The sequence below is a fragment of the Candidatus Thermoplasmatota archaeon genome, assembly GCA_035540375.1.
Taxonomy (GTDB): Archaea; Thermoplasmatota; SW-10-69-26; order JACQPN01; family JAJPHT01; genus DATLGO01.
Genome location: DATLGO010000101.1, coordinates 20,566 through 37,428, shown reverse-complemented (window position 1 = coordinate 37,428; position 16,863 = coordinate 20,566). Strand labels below are relative to the sequence as shown.

18 protein-coding genes and 1 tRNA gene are annotated in these 16,863 nt (G+C 71.9%); 7 read left to right on the top strand and 12 right to left on the bottom strand.

The features are described from left to right. Positions 1–52 precede the first annotated feature (52 nt). From VM889_12455 to VM889_12445, 3 genes are all read left to right on the top strand, one after another. Positions 53–358 carry a hypothetical protein gene (locus tag VM889_12455; protein HVL49363.1) on the top strand — a complete coding sequence of 102 codons (306 nt, stop codon included), beginning with the start codon at positions 53–55 and terminating at the stop codon, positions 356–358. Between the two features lie 145 nt (positions 359–503). After that, a complete protein-coding gene (locus VM889_12450) occupies positions 504–800 on the top strand; it encodes a hypothetical protein (GenBank protein HVL49362.1) in 297 nt (98 codons plus the stop codon). 45 nt (positions 801–845) lie between these two features. Then, positions 846–1,223, top strand: a complete 378-nt coding sequence (locus VM889_12445) for a hypothetical protein (GenBank protein HVL49361.1) — start codon at positions 846–848, stop codon at positions 1,221–1,223. Positions 1,224–1,393: 170 nt separating this feature from the next. Here VM889_12445 and VM889_12440 read toward each other — a convergent pair whose 3' ends face one another. Beyond that, positions 1,394–3,484: a phospholipase D-like domain-containing protein gene (locus tag VM889_12440; GenBank protein HVL49360.1), complete on the bottom strand. Its 2,091-nt coding sequence runs from the start codon at positions 3,482–3,484 to the stop codon at positions 1,394–1,396. Between the two features lie 42 nt (positions 3,485–3,526). Then, positions 3,527–4,144 carry a hypothetical protein gene (locus tag VM889_12435; protein HVL49359.1) on the bottom strand — a complete coding sequence of 206 codons (618 nt, stop codon included), beginning with the start codon at positions 4,142–4,144 and terminating at the stop codon, positions 3,527–3,529. 71 nt (positions 4,145–4,215) lie between these two features. Here VM889_12435 and VM889_12430 point away from each other — a divergent pair, with 71 nt between their 5' ends. After that, on the top strand, positions 4,216–4,839 hold the full coding sequence (locus VM889_12430) for a hypothetical protein (GenBank protein HVL49358.1): 624 nt from the start codon (positions 4,216–4,218) through the stop codon (positions 4,837–4,839). A gap of 1 nt (position 4,840) precedes the next feature. On the opposite strand, the gene trxB is transcribed toward VM889_12430, so the two are convergent. The 8 genes from trxB to pyk all read right to left on the bottom strand — a co-directional run bounded on the left by trxB (position 4,841) and on the right by pyk (position 13,860). After that, a complete protein-coding gene (trxB, locus tag VM889_12425; GenBank protein HVL49357.1) occupies positions 4,841–5,806 on the bottom strand; it encodes a thioredoxin-disulfide reductase in 966 nt (321 codons plus the stop codon). 68 nt (positions 5,807–5,874) lie between these two features. Further along, positions 5,875–7,293 carry a metallophosphoesterase family protein gene (locus VM889_12420; GenBank protein ID HVL49356.1) on the bottom strand — a complete coding sequence of 473 codons (1,419 nt, stop codon included), beginning with the start codon at positions 7,291–7,293 and terminating at the stop codon, positions 5,875–5,877. Beyond that, positions 7,290–8,099, bottom strand: coding sequence for a hypothetical protein (locus VM889_12415; GenBank protein HVL49355.1), 810 nt, complete (start codon positions 8,097–8,099; stop codon positions 7,290–7,292). The genes VM889_12420 and VM889_12415 overlap by 4 nt, the downstream gene beginning before the upstream one ends. A 63-nt stretch (positions 8,100–8,162) precedes the next feature. Next, positions 8,163–8,999, bottom strand: a complete 837-nt coding sequence (locus tag VM889_12410; GenBank protein ID HVL49354.1) for a hypothetical protein — start codon at positions 8,997–8,999, stop codon at positions 8,163–8,165. A gap of 56 nt (positions 9,000–9,055) precedes the next feature. Beyond that, positions 9,056–9,349, bottom strand: coding sequence for a twin-arginine translocase TatA/TatE family subunit (locus tag VM889_12405; GenBank protein HVL49353.1), 294 nt, complete (start codon positions 9,347–9,349; stop codon positions 9,056–9,058). A gap of 43 nt (positions 9,350–9,392) precedes the next feature. Then, positions 9,393–10,772 carry a hypothetical protein gene (locus VM889_12400; protein ID HVL49352.1) on the bottom strand — a complete coding sequence of 460 codons (1,380 nt, stop codon included), beginning with the start codon at positions 10,770–10,772 and terminating at the stop codon, positions 9,393–9,395. A gap of 66 nt (positions 10,773–10,838) precedes the next feature. Beyond that, positions 10,839–12,362: a metallophosphoesterase gene (locus VM889_12395; protein HVL49351.1), complete on the bottom strand. Its 1,524-nt coding sequence runs from the start codon at positions 12,360–12,362 to the stop codon at positions 10,839–10,841. A gap of 58 nt (positions 12,363–12,420) precedes the next feature. Then, positions 12,421–13,860, bottom strand: a complete 1,440-nt coding sequence (gene pyk, locus VM889_12390) for a pyruvate kinase (protein ID HVL49350.1) — start codon at positions 13,858–13,860, stop codon at positions 12,421–12,423. 103 nt (positions 13,861–13,963) lie between these two features. On the opposite strand from pyk, the gene VM889_12385 reads away from it, so the two are divergent. Both VM889_12385 and VM889_12380 read left to right on the top strand, forming a co-directional pair. Further along, positions 13,964–14,182: a hypothetical protein gene (locus VM889_12385; protein ID HVL49349.1), complete on the top strand. Its 219-nt coding sequence runs from the start codon at positions 13,964–13,966 to the stop codon at positions 14,180–14,182. Continuing rightward, positions 14,179–14,601, top strand: a complete 423-nt coding sequence (locus tag VM889_12380) for a type II toxin-antitoxin system VapC family toxin (protein HVL49348.1) — start codon at positions 14,179–14,181, stop codon at positions 14,599–14,601. The genes VM889_12385 and VM889_12380 overlap by 4 nt, the downstream gene beginning before the upstream one ends. A gap of 225 nt (positions 14,602–14,826) precedes the next feature. Here the strand turns inward: VM889_12380 and VM889_12375 are convergent. Then, positions 14,827–14,899 (bottom strand) — tRNA-Thr (locus VM889_12375). 67 nt (positions 14,900–14,966) lie between these two features. Continuing rightward, positions 14,967–15,989 (bottom strand): class I SAM-dependent methyltransferase family protein, encoded by a 1,023-nt coding sequence (locus tag VM889_12370; GenBank protein ID HVL49347.1) that lies wholly within the window; start codon positions 15,987–15,989, stop codon positions 14,967–14,969. Positions 15,990–16,046: 57 nt separating this feature from the next. Between VM889_12370 and dph5 the strand changes: the two genes are divergently transcribed. Beyond that, the gene (dph5, locus tag VM889_12365) at positions 16,047–16,817 is read left to right on the top strand and encodes a diphthine synthase (GenBank protein ID HVL49346.1); all 771 of its coding nucleotides are present in this window, start codon (positions 16,047–16,049) and stop codon (positions 16,815–16,817) included. The last annotated feature ends 46 nt before the right edge of the window (positions 16,818–16,863 follow it).

The following is a 16,863-nucleotide window of genomic DNA, read 5'->3' as shown; positions in this document are numbered from 1 at the left end:
CTGGGGAACGGCCGGTCGGCTATGTATAGGTGGATGACCAGAGCCTGAAACCGTGCCTGCCCTCAAGATCGCCGCTCCCGCCCCAATGCCGCGCGAAGAGAAGGTGCTCGCCGCAGCGGGGACCTTCACGGGTCTCTGGGCCCTGACGTGGCTCGGCGCGAGCGCGGGGGCCGCGGGGGCCGCCATCCAGGGCGGGTTCGCGGTGGGCGGCGTGATGGCCGCTTCCGGTCTGACGCTCCTCTGGTGGAAGACGCGGGCGATCAAGGAGCTCCACGACGCCGCCCAGGAAGAGGACGCGCACGCCGCGGCCGAGGGCGAAGGGAAGGACCCCGAGTACGAGACGCGCGTGGACGGGTAGTCCGCTCTGTCCGGTCGGACGCGTTCGGGTCGGAGGCCGTCGTTTTGCCGATGGGGCCTGTGTTCCCCCGAACGCCGCGCGAAAATCCTATAACCACTGAAGTCGAAGGCTCCCTTGGCTGGTTGTGTTCTACAAGGTGACTTGATTGGCGAACACGAAGCGATCCAACGAACCGTTCAAGAGGCACCACTGGAAGAGCGCGCGGACGGAGCGGCGAGGCCGCTTCGCGCATGCCGCGAAGCTGTTCCCGACGGTGGCCCACGAGGACATGGATGCGGCCGACCCCTTCTTCGAGGCGGTCGACCAGGACCTGCACTTCCGCCGGCGCGGCGGGTGGATCACCGCGGACAAGAAGCACATCCGCTTCCTGCTCGAGCGCGGCGCCATCCACGAAGCGCGCGCGGAGCTCCTGAAACGGAAGCTCCACCTGCGCGGCGCCTGACGGTCGTCCGTCAGGGCTTTGGGACGGCGCGCGCGTAGCGGCCGCATGGCCTCGCGCCGCGCGCTCGCGCTCGCCGTCCTCCTCGCTTTCCCGCTCATGCCCCCGGGGGGCGCGACCTCGACTGTCTGCGCGACGTGGACGTTCGACCTTTCGGCCGATCGCGCCGTGACCGTCGAATCCCCGCGCGTCGTCCGCGTCGCGCACCTCGATCTCGACCCTTCCGCGACCGCGCTCGGCCGCTTCACGGCGACCCTCACCGACGGCGCCGGCCGCGAGGTCGCGGTCCATCGCGCCCTCTTCGTCACGGGGACGGACCTCGACGCCTGGCGCCGCGAGACGCCGACGGGCGAGCCCGGAACGTGGATCCTGCGCGGCCACGGCGCGGGCGTCGGTCCCGTCCTGGTCCGCGTCTGCTTCGCTTGACGCGGCGGGGAGACCGCCGCCAGGCACCGAATTTATGGTTTCCCAGCGCCCCATGGAGGCCCATGGAGCGCGCACGCGTGCTGCGGGACGCCGGTTGGGTCCTCGTCGCCGCGTCGGCGGCGCTTGCGGCCTCCGCGTTCACCTTCGGCCGCGCGTCGGCCGAGAAGTGGCTACCCTCGGCGGGCATCGATCCCGCGGCCGCGGCGGCCTCGGCGGTCGCGCTCTCGGCCGTCGCGGGCGGTCTCGGCGCCATCCTCATTCTCACCGAGCGCTGGAGCGTCGACCCGCAGCGCGCGCCCCGGTGGTGGGCGTGGCGCCTGGCGCTCGCGGCCGTCGGCGCGTGGTGGGTGTTCCTCATCGCCTACATCGGCCGGCGATCGTTCGAGCCCGCGATCCGCGAAGCCGCGGGCGGCATCCTCGCGAACGTGGGATCCGTCGCCTTCGTCTCGGCGCTCGTGTTCGCGGTCGCGGCGATGGCGCTCTGGTGGCACGGCAAGCCCCAGACCCAGCGCTAGCGCGACGAGCAGCGCCCCGGCACCGGGCATCGGCCTCGGCGCCTCGATGGCCGGAGACGTCGCCCGCCAATCCTCCTCGAAACGGCCGAGCGCGTGCGCCGCGAGCGTCGCGTCCTCGAGCACCAGGTTCACCTCGCGGTTCGCAAGGGCCGATGCGCGGCCCCAATTGAGGCTTCCGACGACCACGACCCGACCGTCCGCGACGACGCCCTTGTTGTGGATCGTCGCGATCCCGGCCGGATTCGCCATCCGCGCTTCGAGCGGGAGGCGCTCGCGCGCGGCGATGGCGTTCAGGCGCGCCGCCGTCGCCGCGTTGTCGGGATCCATGAATCCCGCGTCGAGCATCACCCGGACGGAAACCCCGCGCCGCGCCGCGGCGACGAGCGACTCGACGTAGGGATTCGGCCCGTCGCTCCATCGCGTCTCCGCGCGCAGGAGCTGGACGTCGAGCGACCGCTCGGCCGAGGCGAGGACGCCGAGGAGGCCGTCGGGGGCGAGGCTCGCGTCCGGCGCGACGAGGAGGCGCGCTCGGCGCGGCCCCGCGCTCGTTGCCGCCGCATCCCATGCTTCGTGGGTTTCGGGCGGCGCGGCGAGGCGCGATGGCTCCCCGGGCTCGAGCGGAGCGGCGCGCGCGAAGTCGAGCGCGAAGACGCGCGCGAGATCCGCCGCGAGGCCGGCGTCCTCGACGACGACGCCCCACCCGCGGTTGCCGCGTTCCGATCGCGGAGACGGCGGATACGCCGAGCTGCCCCAGTTCTCGCTCGCGACGAGCGTCGCCCGTTCGTCCGCGACGACGTATTTCGCGTGCATCGCGCCCGCGCCCTCGACGAGGCGCACGGCCACGCCCGCTCGCGCGAGCGCCGCGAGGAGCCCCGACGAGTCGCCGGGAAACCCGCCCGCGGGCGCGCCTTCGACGAGGAGCCGCGTCCGCACGCCGCGTCGCGCCGCGTCGGCGAGGTCGACGGCGAGCGTCGGCGACGAGAGCGTGTAGACGGCGACGTCGAGCGACGCGCGCGCCTCGGCGAGGACGGCGCGCAGCACGGGCGTCCCCTCGCGCGGCGTGGCGAAGAGCGTCGCGCGGCCCGCGACGACGCGCGTCTCGGGTTTCGGGAGCCCGCCCGACGCGAGGCCGAGGTCGAGCGCCGCGCCCGTCGCGGGGTCGCGCGCGGGAAGCGTCGCGGTCTCGGCCGCGAGGAGCAGGACGGGCGTCGCGACGCGGGCCGGGTCGCGCGGGTCAGGGACGGGCCGCGGCGCGAGCGCGAGGAGCGCCCCCGCGGCGTCGCGGACGGCTGCCCCGTTCGGGGCTTCGACGGGCGCGAGCCGTGCGGCGTCGGCGGGCGCGAGCGCGACGCCGAAGGCGGTCTCGGCCACGATGCGGTCGCCCACGCGGACGCGCGCGCCTCCCGGGAGCGTCGAGGCGCCCGCCGGGATCTTCTTCGGATCGAGCGCCAAGGGGACGAGATCGACGTCGCCGGTCGCGCGCGCGGCGTAGCGCGCGCCCGCCACCCACGCGGCGCCGTCCCAGACCCGCGAGGCGGGCGACGCGGCGGACCCGATCCAGACGCGGACCTCGGCCCCTTCGGGCGCGGTCACGAAGACGCCGAACGGGGTTCCGTCGCCGGGGACCCAGCGCGGCGCTTCCACCGCGAGGGTCCCCGGCGAGGCCCCCGCGGGAGGGAGGCTGAGCCCGGGCGCCAGGACGACGAGGACGACGAGGAAGAGGTCGCCCACGCGCGCCCGGCGCATGTCCCCCTGAGGCGCGTTCGGGGCTTGGCGCTTGTCCGGAGGTCACCGATAGGCCTGGTATGCGGCAAGAAGCCCGAGGCCGAGCATCACGCCTCCGGCCACGCCGAAGAGCGTCATGAGGATCATCGACAGGAGCACGTAGAGCGCGACGACCCAGAGGGAGTAGACGAGGCCCGCGGCGAGCGCGGCCCAGAAGGCGGCCCACTGCGCGCCGAGGGCGATCATCATCGCAAAGAGCGCGGCGAGGAAGACGGCGAAGCCCCAGAAGAGGCCCGCGAAGGCCATGTCGAAGCCCCAGTCGCCGGACCAGGCCATGCCGCCCGAGGCGCCGCCGCCCGAGCGGCCTCCGGTCGAGGCGCCGCCCGAGGCTCCGCCGCCGGATGCGCCCGCGCCCTTCGAGCCGCCCGAGGCGCCGCCGGCCGAGGTCGAGGTCGAACCGCCCGAGGACCCGCCCGCGGACGTCGACGTGGACCCGCCGGACGAGCCGCCCGTCGACGTGGTGCCGCCGGTCGAGGTCGACCCGCCCGAACCGCCGCCCGCGCCCGCCTGCTGCGCGACGACGGCGTCCTCCTCGAGCGCGAAGTCGGGCGCGAGGGCGAGCGGCACGGCGAAGGCGCCGAACGCGACGACCGCGAGCGTCCACGTCGAAAGGAGGCGCATGACCCACGGACGCTATCGCGGGGTCATGAAGGCGGCGCAACCTTCAACGGCAGCCGCAGCGATGCGAAGCCGTGGCGCATCGACGCGCGTACGACCTCGCCCCGCTCCTCGTCGCCGCCGCGTTCTTCGCGGCCGTCGCGATCGCGGCATGGTTCGAGGGCAAGCCGCTCTGGACGGCGTACAACCTCGTGGGCGCCGCGCTCGCGCTCCTTCTCGCACTCCTCGTGCGAGGCCTCGACGTGCCGCTTCCGCGCGCGGCCGCCGCGGTGTGCTTCGCGACGGGCGTCCTGCACTACGTCGGCGGGTCGCTCGGCGGACATTTCGGCATCGCGGGCGTGAACGGGCTCTACGCCGTCTTCCCGTGGTGGGACCGCGTGACGCACTTCGCGGGCGCGGCCGGCGTCGCGGCGCTCGCGTTCGCGCTCGCCCGCGCGGTCGCGGCGAAGCGCGCGTGGGTGGTGCCGCGCGGATTCCTCGCGCTCTTCGCGTTCACGACGGCCCTCGCGGTGGGCGTCGGCGTGGAGCTTTTCGAGTTCGCGGCGTGGACCTTCTTCGCGACGATCGATCAGGGGTTCTACTCGAACACCATGATGGATCTCTATGACGACGTCGCGGGCGCGCTCTTCGGGGCGGCGCTTGCGCATGCGCTAGCGCGGGACGCGCCCTTGCCGTCCCAGGCGGCCGCGCCGGAGTGATTCACCAATTCTTCTCGGTCGAAATCTCGTGCGAGGTCGTCGTCTCGAGCCATTTCTCGGCCTCGATCGCGGCTTTGCAGCCGGACCCCGCGGCCGTGACGGCCTGCCGGTAGCGGTGGTCGAAGACGTCGCCCGCGACGAAGACGCCGGGGATCCTGGTGACGGTCTCGTTCGCGGGATTGACCTTGATGTAGCCCGTGGGCTCGAGCTCGAGGACGCCCTTGAAGACGTCCGTGTTGGGCTTGTGCCCGATCGCGAGGAAGAATCCGCCGACGGGAAGCTCGTATACGCGCTTCTCCTTCGTGTTCTCGAGCTTGAGGCCCGACACGCTCTGGTCGCCGAGGACGTCAAGGACCTCGGTGTTCCACACGACCTCGATCTTCGGATGGGAGAGGACGCGGTCCTGCATGATCTTCGAGGCGCGGAACTCGTCGCGGCGGTGGATCACGAAGACCTTGGTCGCGAACTTCGTGAGGAAGAGCGCCTCCTCCATCGCGGTGTCGCCGCCCCCGACGACGCCGACGATCTTCTCCTTGAAGAAGAAGCCGTCGCACGTCGCGCACGCGCTCACGCCCCGACCCCGCAGGCGCTGCTCGTTCTCGAGGCCGAGCCACTTCGCGCTCGCGCCCGTCGCGATGATGACGGCGCGCGCCTCGATGACCTCGTCCTCGACCCAGAGCTTCTTGATCGGTTTCGAGAAGTCGACCTTCGTGACGTCCTTGTCGATGAACTCCGTGCCGAAGCGCTCGGCCTGCTTGCGGAAGCGCTCCATGAGCTCCGGACCCGTGATCGCTTCGGCGAAGCCGGGGTAGTTCTCGACGTCCGACGTGATCATGAGCTGCCCGCCCGCCTCGTAGCCCGCGATGCACAGGGGCTTCAGGTTCGCGCGGGCGGTGTAGATGGCGGCCGTGAGGCCGGCCGGACCGCTCCCGATGATCACGACGTCGCGAGGCTCGGGCCTGGACATGGCTCCGGGGATGGCGGATTTCGATCAAGAACCTTCCCCACGCAGGGTGGGCGATTCCGACCGACCGTTCAACGCCGGCGCAGACCGAGGGCCGCCGCGAGCGCGACGGCCGCAAGCGCCAGGATCTCGACGCCCGGGGTCGCCTTCGGGAGCGAGACCTCCGTGGCCTTGATCGTGAAGGCGTCGATCTCCGCGCCCGTCCTGTCGAGCGTTCGGAGCGTGAGCTTCTCCGCCGAGACCTCGATCACCGAGAGGTGGTGCACCTGCGCGCCCTTCGCGTGCCAGCCCGGCGCGCCGTCGGGGCCCGGGTAGTCGTAGAGCTTGCGGCCGCCCCCGCCGGCGACGACGTACACCGGCGCGAGCCCCTTCGGATACTCGTCCCCGAGCATCGCGGGTTTCAGCTTCGTGACAGGGTACGTGCGACCGTACAGGTGGTCGTGGGCCGTGATCACGAGATCGACCTTGTGCTTCTCGTAGAGCGGCGCCCAGAGGGACTGGATCGCGTAGTCGCTCGAGTGGCGCCCGTGGCTGAAGGCCGGGTGGTGGTGATAGACGACGGTCCACTTCGTGTCGTCCTTCGCCGCGGCCGCAAGGGCCTCGTCGAGCCACAGGAGCAGCGTCGCGTTCGGCTTGACGTCGAGGTCGTCGCCGCAGGGGCGCGGGGGCGACCCGGTCGTCGTGCGGGACGTTCCGCCTTCGCAGACGAAGTTCGAGTTGACGCCGATGAACGTCACGTCGCCGGCCTTGAACGTGTAGTGGTGCTCGTCGCCCGGCAGGACGTACTGCGTGAGGAACTGGTGCCAGCCGACGTTCTTGTCGTACTCGTGGTTGCCCGCGACGGGCATCGTCGGGATGCTCGCCTGCACCGGCTCCATGAAGCGCATGAACGCGTCCCAGCCGGCGCGGCTATTCGAGTAGGCGAGGTCGCCGGGGATGACGACGAGGTCGGGCTGCTCCTTGATCGCGAGCTCGCGGATGTCGAACGCCGGGTGCTCCGTCTCGGTCGGATCCTTGCCGCCGTCGGGGCCCGTCGCGTCGACGCCGATGTCGCCGTAGGTGACGAACTTGATGGGCTCGCCGGGGCCGGGCACCATGCGGATCTCCTTCTGGGGCGAGAAACCGAACTGGGTCGTGCCCACGCGGTAGGATACCTTGACGCCGGGCGCGATCGGGCCGATCGTCTCGCCGTACACGTGGGAGGAGAGGGGCATCGCCTGGTCGACGGGGCTCGATCCCGCGGCCTTGATCTCGCCGAAATGCTTCGCGGGCGTCACCGTCTTCGCGCCGCCCTCGGGCGTCCACTCGATCACGGGGCTCGCGGTCGACGGGTACGCCGTGCCGACGACGGCCCAGTGAACGACGAACGTGCCGGGCTCGGCGCCGAGCGTGACGTGGATCTGCTCGGGCTTCGAAAGCTCGGGCGAGGCCTGCGCGCTTGCGAGGGGAGCGGCGAGGACGAGGAAGGCGAGAACGTAGGGGAGCCTCACGAGATCACGTCCGGAAGGAGGCCGGTCGGACACACGGCGGTGCCGGAGTTCGCGGCGAACGTGAACTTCATGTGCTTGACGCCCCACGTCTCGACGGTCGAGAAGGCGGCCCACCCGTCGCCTTCGATGTGCTTCTTGGCCGGGGTGTACTTGCGCAGCGACCCCTCCTTGGTCTTGGAAACCATGGAGTCCGCGTAGTGGGTCTCCCCCTCGACGTCGAAGCTCCAGACGAGCCAGTCGTGGCCCAGGTAGTCGCCCGCGACGACGGTCGCGTTGGGCTCGGGCCTCCACGTGCCGTCGGGGCCGAGGACGTCGAGCTGCAGGTTGCGGACCGTCGTGTGGAGCTCGGCGGTCGCCGGCGGCTTCTGCGGGAACACGGCGAAGCCCTTCGCGCTCCAGTTGACGACGAGGGCCTGGCCCTTGGTCTCCGATTCGAAGATGTTGGCCACGACAAACGCCTCTCCGGGGTTCTTGAACGGGACCGATTCCCAATAGAGACCTGCGCGACCGTCGCTGTGCACGTAGACCTCGATCGCGCCGAGGTCGTCGTCGCTCTCGGTCCACCGGCTGATGCACGTCCAGCCCGACCCGAGCGCCGGGCGACCGTCGAGGGAAGCGGGCGTGACGCGACTCGTCGCGCAGTCGAAGGTCGTGTTGTCCGGGTAAAGGACATCGCAGGCGCCCGCCGGGCCCGTATCCGAACCACCGTCGGGTCCGCCCACCTGGGCCGCGTTCGGCGTGACACATCCGGCGACGAGGAGGGCGAGGGCCGGGAGCAGGGCAGTGACGATGGCCTTGGCGAGCATCGTATCCGTCGGGCAGAAGCGATGGTCTTCAAAAACTTTGTCCGTGGTCCTCGGTGGCGCCGCTCATGGGACCGTGAATGGCCTCCCGGACGCGGCCTCCGGCCCTTCGGAGCCGAGAGGCGTGAACCCGGGAAGCTGGGAGAGCGAGCATCGCCCGCCCGTCGGGGATGGGTCGAACGCGTACTCCGGCCTCTTGACGCCCCAGGTCTCGACGGTGACGTAAGCCCCCCAGCCTTCGCCTTCGATCAGCCGGTCGTCCGGGGCGAAGACCTTCACGAACCCTTCCTTGGGCTTGGCGATCATCGGGTCGAGGTACCGGGTGGCGCCCCCGGCCTCCACGCCCACGACGAACCACTCGTGGCCGCCATACCGTCCCGCGATCACGTTCGAGGCGGCCGGGGCCCAGTTTCCGTCCGCGTCGCGCACGTCGGCGAAGAGGTTGCGCGTCATGAGGTGCAGCTCGCCCTTGGCGGGCGGCTTCTCGGGGAAGGGCGCGAAGCCCTTCGCGGTCCAGTTCGCGATGAGCGTCTGCCCTTTGCCGTCGGGCTCGAGGACGTTCGCGATGACGAAGGCCGCGCCCGGGTTCTTCCAGGGCCGCGCTTCCCAGTAGAGGCCGGCGCGGCCGTCGTCGTGCAGGTAGATTTCGAACACGGCCCTCGGATCGCCGTCCTCCTCCCACCGCAGCTTGCACGTCCACCCCGAATCGAAGGACGGCCGGGATGCGGACTCGGGTTGGACGGCCTGGGTGGTCGCGCAGTCGAAAGGCGACCCGTCGGGATACGTGACGTCGCACGCGCCCTCCGCATCTTCGCGCGAAGCGCCGGGAAGATCCGCGCCTCCGACGCAGCCGGCGAGGAGGATGGCCGCGGCGAGGACGAGGGTCGCAAGAAGGCGCTGCATCGGAACGGCTCCTGAGGCACGCGAGGTATGAAAAACCAGAACCTGCCCTGTCGGCTTCAGGCGAGGCGCTTGCGGAGGTCGTCGCGGATCTCCGCAAGGGTGCGTCCCTCGGTCGGGATGCCGAGGTCGCGGGCGGCCTTGAGGATCTTCTCGTCCTCGACCGACGTAGGCCTGGCGGTCGGCTCCGCGCCCTCCTTCGACGCCTTCGCGTACTCGGCCTTCGCGCGGCCGAGGGAGCGGGCGAGCTCCGGGATCTTCGCGCCGCCGAAGAGGAGCACGACGATCACGAGGACGGCGAGCCACTCGTTCCCCGAGAGGAACGCGAGGGCGAAGGGGTTCACGGAAGGCACCTGGGGCAGCCTAAGGGAGGCTCCCTCAAAAACGTTTGCAGGGTCAACCGGCGAGGGGCCGGACGGGCCCGACCGCGCTCATCACGTAGCCCGTCCGCGCGTCCACCGTGACCGTGTAGCGCCCGAGCGGCTTTTCGAAGCCGCCGTCGATGAGATAGAAGTAGCCCGTCTGGCCGGGCCGCGCGAAGGATCGCACGAAGATCTCGACGCCCGCGGGCGCGAAACCCTCGCGCACGACCGCGACCGCCGAGGCGATCGTTGTCATCTCCGCGGGCCACGACGCGGGGTCGATCCACCCCTGACCGCCGCGCGGCGGCTCGACGGGGCCCGCCTTCGTGACGCGCGTCGCGACCGCGGCGCCCGTCGCGTTCGCGACGACGCGCTCGACCATCGCCTCGAAGAACGCTTCGTCGCGGCCCACGAATTGCACGAGCCAGGCGTGCGTCGCCATGCCGGGAATCGCCGTGGGCGCGCCCTCCGGGCGCGCGGGAGCGTGATACGTCGCGCGGGCGACGATGGCGTCGGGCCGCGAGGCGAGCCAGGCGCGCGCGCCGTCGTGCGATCTCGCCGCGGCCACCGCGTCGGCGAGCGCGAACGCGACCGCCGGCGGAGCGCCGTCCGGCGGATGGACGCGGTGGTGGGGCGCGAAGACGATGGCGTCGGCGCGCGCGGCCGCCGCGGGGGCCGTCGGGGGCGCCGGCCCGGACCCCGTCGAGGCCGAGGTCCGCGCGGCGGTCATCGCGTGGTCGCCGGGCGAAAGGCGCAGGAATCGCCCGAGATCGCTCTCCGCAGTGACGTTCCATCGCGCTTCGAGCGGGAAGGCGCTCGCCGCGTCGAGGACGAGGGTCGCCGAGAAGCCGTGGCGGTCGTGGTCGAGCGCGACCGTCGCGCGGCCCGCCTCGACGCGCTCGACGCGCCAGGCGAGCGCGAGCGGCGCGGCCTGGCCGCCGAGGTTCTGGAGCGTGAATGGGAAGCGGTCGCCGGGCGCAAGCGCGCGTCCCGCGAGAACGCTCGCGCCGAACGCCCACGGGAACCCGCGCTCCTCGAACGAAAGCGCGTTGTGGCCCTCTTCGGAGAGCGGCAGGAAGGACGCGACGACGCCGTCCGAGTCCACCCACCGCAGATGCGGCTTCGCCGTGCCGAGGCGCGTCTCGACCTCCATCACCGCTCGGCGCGCCAAGGCGCCATCCAGGATGGGCTCGGCGGCGCGCGTCTCGAACGCGAGCGTCGCGGATCCCGTCGGAAGCGGCACGGCGTTCCAGAGACGCGCGGCCTCGAGGTACGTCCCCGTGACGACGTAGGTCGCCGCGTCCCCCGCGCGGAAGGGCGGCACGTCGACCGGCCCCTCCGACGTCGCGCCGAGGCAGCCCGCGAGGGCGGGCAGGACGAGAAGGAGAACGGGGAGGGCTCGAACGGCCGCCACGCGGTTCGATGGCCGCTCCCCGTCAAGAACGTGCCCGTGACGACGCCCCGTCGTCGCGGGGTCCATTCACCCGCGCGGTCCCCGCCGGGCGGCCCAGAGGGCGGCGACGACGGCCATCCCGGCCAGGCCCGCGAGGCCGGGCCCCGCGACCGCGACCCAGGCCGCGGACTGCGTCGTCATGGCCTCCTGCGCGGGGCAGAGGGACGCCGGGTTTTGCGTCCCCGGCGGTCCGCCGCGGCCGGCCCCGCCCTCGACGAGGATGTCGAAGGCGTCGAGGGTCCGCTCGGCTTCCGTCCCCGCGCCGGGGCGGATGGCCCTGAAGTGCAGGCCCGAGGCGTCGATGTCCACGACCGTGATGACGTTTGCCTTCGCGCCGCAGGCATGCCAGGCCGGGAACGGCGGCGGCGCGAAGTTGTAGAGCGGACGGCCCCCGCCGCCCGTGACGACGTAGATCGGAGCGACGCCCTTCGCGTAGACGTTCGTGTCGTTCACCTGCGGGACGCCGCCGATCACGGGATACGTCCGCGCGTAGTGGTGGTCGTGCGCGGTGAACACGACGTCGACGCCGTAACGGGCGTAAAGCGGCTCCCAGAACTTGCGCACGGCCCAGTCGCTCTTGTGCGCGCCGTGGCTGTACGCGGGGTGGTGGTGGTACACGACCGTCCAGGGCGTCTCGTCGGCGGCGGCCGCGGCGAGCGCCGACTCCAGCCATGCGAGCTGCGTCGCGTTCAGCGAGTGACCGGAGGTCACGCAGGGATCAGGATCCGTCGGGCTTCCGTAGCTCGTCCGCTGGGGCCGGTTGCAGATCATGTCCGAGTTGAGCGCGATGAACGTCACCGGCCCGGCCTTGTAGCTGTAGGACTGCTCGTCGCCCGGCAGCACGTAGGCGTTGAGCCACGTGAGGTAACCGCTCATCGAAGGATGATACTCGTGGTTGCCGAGCGCGGGCATCGTCGGATAGCGCGACTGCACGGGCTCCATGAAACGCATCCACTCGTTCACGGTCGCGGCCGCATTGGAATACGCGAGATCGCCCGCGAGGATGACGAGGTCGGGATCGGCCGCAAGAACAAGGGGCCTGACGAGCGTGTGGTTCTGATTCACGTTCGTGCTGTTGTAGCCGATGTCCGCGTACGCCACGAAACGGAACGGTTCTCCGTTCGCGGGCGGCACGTAGGCCTGCCGCTCCGCCGAATAGCCGCCCCACTTCGAGCCCACCTTGTAGCCTACGAGCGTCCCCGGGGGAATGGGCGGAAGGGTGGCCGCGTACACGTTCGTCGAAGCAACGGGGCCGGTCTGATGGTAGTAGTGGCCGGCGTAGAACGCGGTGGTGTTGCGCCACGTCGCGTTCGGCGTGCGCCACAGGACGGACGGCGGGTCCTGCGATTCGAGGTAGAGGCGCTGATTCAGCGCCCACTGCACGACGAGACGTCCGTCCTCTCCCGCAAGCGCGACCCGCAGCTGCTCCGGGGGCCACGGCGAGGCGAGGCCCGCCGCGACGTACGGATTGACCGCCACGGCCTCGGCCGAAGCCGGCGGCGTGACGACGATCGCGAGGAACAGCAGGACGACTGGAACGATGCCTCTCAAGGATCTCCCCGACGAGCGACCGCCGGGGGGTCAATAATAGATGCCGGTCCGCGGTCGATCAAGCGCCCGCGGCCTGCGCGAGCTTGCCCACCTTCGCGACCCGCAGGCTCGACGTCGAGCCCGAGGCTCCGAGGCGTCCCGACGTGACCACGATCGTATCGCCCTTCGCGAGCCCCGCGGCGAGGAGCGCGTCGTCGGCGGACCGGAAGAGCTTCTCCTGCGTCTCGGCGTGCGGGAGATGGAGCGTCTCGACGCCCCAGACGAGCGCGAGCTGCCGCTCCGTGATCGACGACGGCGTCGCGGCGAGGACGCGCGTCTTCGGTCGGTATTTCGCGACGAGGATCGCGGTGCGCCCGCTCTCCGTCAGGACCACGATCGCTTTCGCGCCCGCGTCCTCCGCGGCCCGGACCGTCGCGTGCGCGACGGCGTCCTCCGCGGTGGGCCGCGCGACGGCGCGCCAGCGCGCGTGCAGCTCGGGCTCCGAGAAGAAAGTCTCCTCCGCGCGCCGCGCGACACGCGCCATGACCGACACGGCCTCGACCGGGTGCTTGCCCACGGCCGTCTCGCCGGAAAGCATGACGGCGCCCGACCCGCCAAGGATCGCGTTGTAGACGTCCGTCACCTCGGCCCGCGTGGGCCGCGGCTGCTCGATCATGCTTTCGAGCATCTGCGTCGCGGTGATGACGGGAACCCCGAGCGTGTCGCCCATCTGCAGGATGCGGCGCTGGATTCCCGGCACCTCCTCGGGCGGAAACTCGACGCCGAGGTCGCCGCGCGCGATCATGACCGCGTCGGCCGAGCGGACGATCTCGTCGAGGTTCTCGACGGCCTCGTGGAGCTCGATCTTCGCGATGACGCGCGTGCCGTGCGCGTCGTCGAGGTCCGCCCGCACGCGCGCGACGTCCGCGGCGCTCCGCACGAACGACGCCGCGACCCAGTCGACGCCGAGGTCCTGGCCGACGCGCAGGTCGACCTTGTCCTTCTCCGTGGGGAACTTGATCGAAAGGCGCGCGCCCGGGAAGTTCACGCCCTTCGAAGGCTTGAGGAGGCCGCCCGTCACGACCGTCGCGTGCACCTTCTCGCCTTCGCACGCCTCGACCTTCATCTCGAGGTAGCCGTCGTCGAGGAGGATTTGGCCGCCCGGCTTCACGTCCTTCGCGAGCCACTCGTAGGTGATCGGGATCACGCCGGGCCCCGGCGCCTCCTCGGCGGCCGTGAGCGTGACGCGGTCGCCCGCGGCGAGCTTGATCGGGCCGCCCGGGAGCTTCCCGACGCGGATCTTCGGGCCCTGGATGTCCTGCACGATGGGGATCGCCCTCTTCTTCGCCTGCGCGACCGCGCGCACGCGCGCCACGACCTCCGCGTGGTGCTTCGCCTCGCCGTGGCTGAAGTTCACGCGCACCGCGTCCATGCCCGCGTCGACCAGGCGGGCGAGCATCTCGGGCGAGTCGCTCGCGGGACCCAGGGTCGCGAGGATCTTCGTGCGGCGCGCGGGCATCGCGACTCACACGGGGGCGCGCGGATGATAAGGGTGTTGATGTGGAGGGCGGGGGGCCCTCGGGGCAAGCGCTTTGTACGGGGGCGTTGTATACAATGGTTGTATGGCCGCCTCCGGCGTCGTCCAGTTCCGCGCCCCCGCCGACGTCCTCGCGCACCTCGCGGCGGCGGGCCTCAACCCGAACGAAGTGGGCCGGCAGGCGTTCGAGAAGGAGGCGCGCCGCCTCCTCGCCGACGCGAAGCGCCGCAAACTCGCCGCGCTCGCCGTGCGCCTTCCGCGCCGCGCGGCCGACCTCGTGCGCGACGAGCGTGAGAGCCACTGAGCGCGCGCGTCGTCGTCCTCGACGCGAGCGCGGCTCTCGCGGCGCTCGACCTCAACGACCCGCGCCAGGCGGCCGCGCTCGACGCCCTCGCCGCGGCGCACGAGCGCGGCGCCGTCGTCGCCCCCGCGCTCCTCGTCTGGGAAGTCGGGCAAGTGGTGCACCGGAAGGCCGCGCGCGCCTTCGGCCCCGACGTCGCCGCGCGGCAGGCGCTCATGGACGCGCTCCTCGAAGGCGTCTCGTTCGACGAGGGCGTCGCGCCCGCGGTGCGGCGCCGCGTCGGCGAACTCGCGGAAGCGTGTGGCCTCTCGTACTACGACGCCGCGTACCTCGAACTCGCCGAGCGACGCAAGGCGCGGCTCCTCACGGAGGACGCGCGGCTCGCGGACGCGGCGGCGCGCGTCGGGGTCAGGGTGGGGTGAGGGGCGTTCTCATTCGGCCAAGGAGGATGGTGCCCGCGCCCGGGCGTTCCGTGGGCTCGCGCGGCGGCCGTGGGGGCCTCCGCCCACGGCCGCGCGCTCGGTTGGCCTTCGCTAAGGGGCGAACGGCTCCAGAGACTCTGCTGGAAAATTTGGAATTTTGAGCGGGGGCGGTTGAGGAGGGGGAAGGTTTCGGCCTTCCCCCTCCTCAAACTCCACCCCCTTCCAAGCCACCTCAGGGACTCGAACCCTGGACCTGCTGATTACGAATCAGCTGCTCTACCGACTGAGCTAAGGTGGCAAACGGCACCGCGGAGCATGCCCCGGGGGATGCCCGAAAAGATGGTTCCGCCATTAAAAGGTTCCCATCATCCCGGCCCGACCGAGAGATCGAGCGCGAGATGCCGCTCCTGCGGGCTGTACGTGCGCACCTCACGCGTCGCGGACAGCGCCACGCTGCGGGGCGTCTCCCCCTGAAGCTCCGCGACGAGCGCCTCGACCCGCGCCGGGTCCATGATGGCGTGCAAGTGCACGACGCCGCCCTCCGCCGCGAGCGTCACGAGCGCGTCCGCGAAGAAGGCGCGCGCCGTGTGCGGGAGGTTCATCACGATGCGGTCGTACGCGCCCGGATGCGCGCGCGCGAACGCGCGCGCGTCGTCGCATGCCGCGGTCACGGGCGCCGCGAGCTTGTTGCGCGCGATGTTGCGCTTCAGATACTTCACCGCGTCCGGATTCAAGTCGACCGCGTCCACACGCGCGGGGCGCGCGTGCTTCGCGATCGCGAGCGCGAAGGGGCCGACGCCCGCGAAGAGGTCGAGGACGCGTTCCCCCGGGCGGACGAGGTCCGCGACGCGCTTGCGCTCGGTCGCGAGGCGCGGCGAGAAGTAGCACGTCGCGACGTCCACCGCGAGGCGCAGGCCGTTCTCCACGACCTCGGTCTCGGTGGTCGGCTCGCCCGCGAGCACCTCGACGTCGCGCACGCGGAACGCGCCCTTGACGCCGCGGTCGAGGAGCGCCGTCTTCGCGGGCTTGATCGACGCGACAAGCGCCTCGCCGATCGCGCGCCTGTGCGAAAGGAGATCCTCGGGGATCTTCACGAGGACGATCGAGCCCACGACGTCGTAGCTCGACGGCAGGCGCGCGCGGACGTCGTCCGGCACGCGCGCGACCTCCGCGTACGGGGGCGGGGGCTGCTTCTGCGGCTCGAACGGCGCGCGGACGACGGGCCACGCGAGACCGGCGGCGCTCTCGACGGGAATGAGGAGGTCGTCGCCCTCGCCGCGGATGCGCAAATCCGTCCGGAGGCGACCCTCCTCGAGGAGGCGCGCGCGCACCGCCTCGCCCTCGCGGCGGGGCACGCGCACGGCGTCGGACTCGCGCTCGTCGGGCACGGCGCGGCGAGGCGCGTCCCTCCACAAGGATTTTGGCCCGCGGCCCGATGAAGGCGTGTGCTGACCCTCGTCGGGCTCGGGCTCTGGGGCGCGAAGGACGTGTCGGTCGCGGGCCTCGAAGCCATCCGCGCCGCGAACCGCGTCTTCGCGGAGTGGTACACGGCGCGGCTCAGCGGCGCGACGATGGAGGACCTCGAAGCGCTCTACGGGCGCAGGGTCGAGGTCCTCCCGCGCGAGGCCGTCGAGGACGGCGGCGTCATCCTCGACGCGGCTGCCGCGGGCCACGCGGTGCTCATCGCGGCCGGCGACGCGCTCACCGCGACGACGCACCAGGACCTGCGGCTGCGCGCCCGCGAGCGCGGCATCGAGACGCGCGTCGTGCACGGCGCGAGCATCGTCGCGGCGGCGGGCGCGCTCCTCGGGCTCCAGAACTACAAGTTCGGGCGCACGACGACGCTCGTCTTCCCGGAGCCCAACTACTTCCCGACGAGTCCGTACGATGTGGTCAAGGAGAACCTCGCGCGCGGCCTCCACACGCTCGTCCTTCTCGATATCCGCGCGCACGAGACGCGCTACATGAGCGCCTCGGAAGGGGCTTCGCTCCTGCTCCGCATGGAGCGCGAGCGCGGCGAGGGCGCCCTCGCGCCCGCGACGCTCGCGTGCGCCGTGGCGCGCGCGGGAAGCGAGGCGCCGGAGGTCGTCGCGGGACCGCTCGAGGCCCTGGCCCGGACGGACCTCGGCGCGCCGCTCCACACGCTCGTCGTCCCGGGCAGGCTCCACTTCGCCGAGGAGGAGGCCCTCGCGGCCTTCGCGCGCCGCGTCGGTTGACCGACGCGCGCGGGAAACGTTCATGCCGTCCCTCGGATCCGCCACC

Bases quoted from the DNA above. Each gene is read 5' to 3' on its own strand.
- VM889_12445 (HVL49361.1), top strand. From the start codon at position 846: ATGGCCTCGCGCCGCGCGCTCGCGCTCGCCGTCCTCCTCGCTTTCCCG.
- VM889_12440 (HVL49360.1), bottom strand. From the start codon at position 3,484: ATGCGCCGGGCGCGCGTGGGCGACCTCTTCCTCGTCGTCCTCGTCGTC.
- VM889_12435 (HVL49359.1), bottom strand. From the start codon at position 4,144: ATGCGCCTCCTTTCGACGTGGACGCTCGCGGTCGTCGCGTTCGGCGCC.
- trxB (HVL49357.1), bottom strand. From the start codon at position 5,806: ATGTCCAGGCCCGAGCCTCGCGACGTCGTGATCATCGGGAGCGGTCCG.
- VM889_12415 (HVL49355.1), bottom strand. From the start codon at position 8,099: ATGCTCGCCAAGGCCATCGTCACTGCCCTGCTCCCGGCCCTCGCCCTC.
- VM889_12410 (HVL49354.1), bottom strand. From the start codon at position 8,999: ATGCAGCGCCTTCTTGCGACCCTCGTCCTCGCCGCGGCCATCCTCCTC.
- pyk (HVL49350.1), bottom strand. From the start codon at position 13,860: ATGCCCGCGCGCCGCACGAAGATCCTCGCGACCCTGGGTCCCGCGAGC.
- VM889_12385 (HVL49349.1), top strand. From the start codon at position 13,964: ATGGCCGCCTCCGGCGTCGTCCAGTTCCGCGCCCCCGCCGACGTCCTC.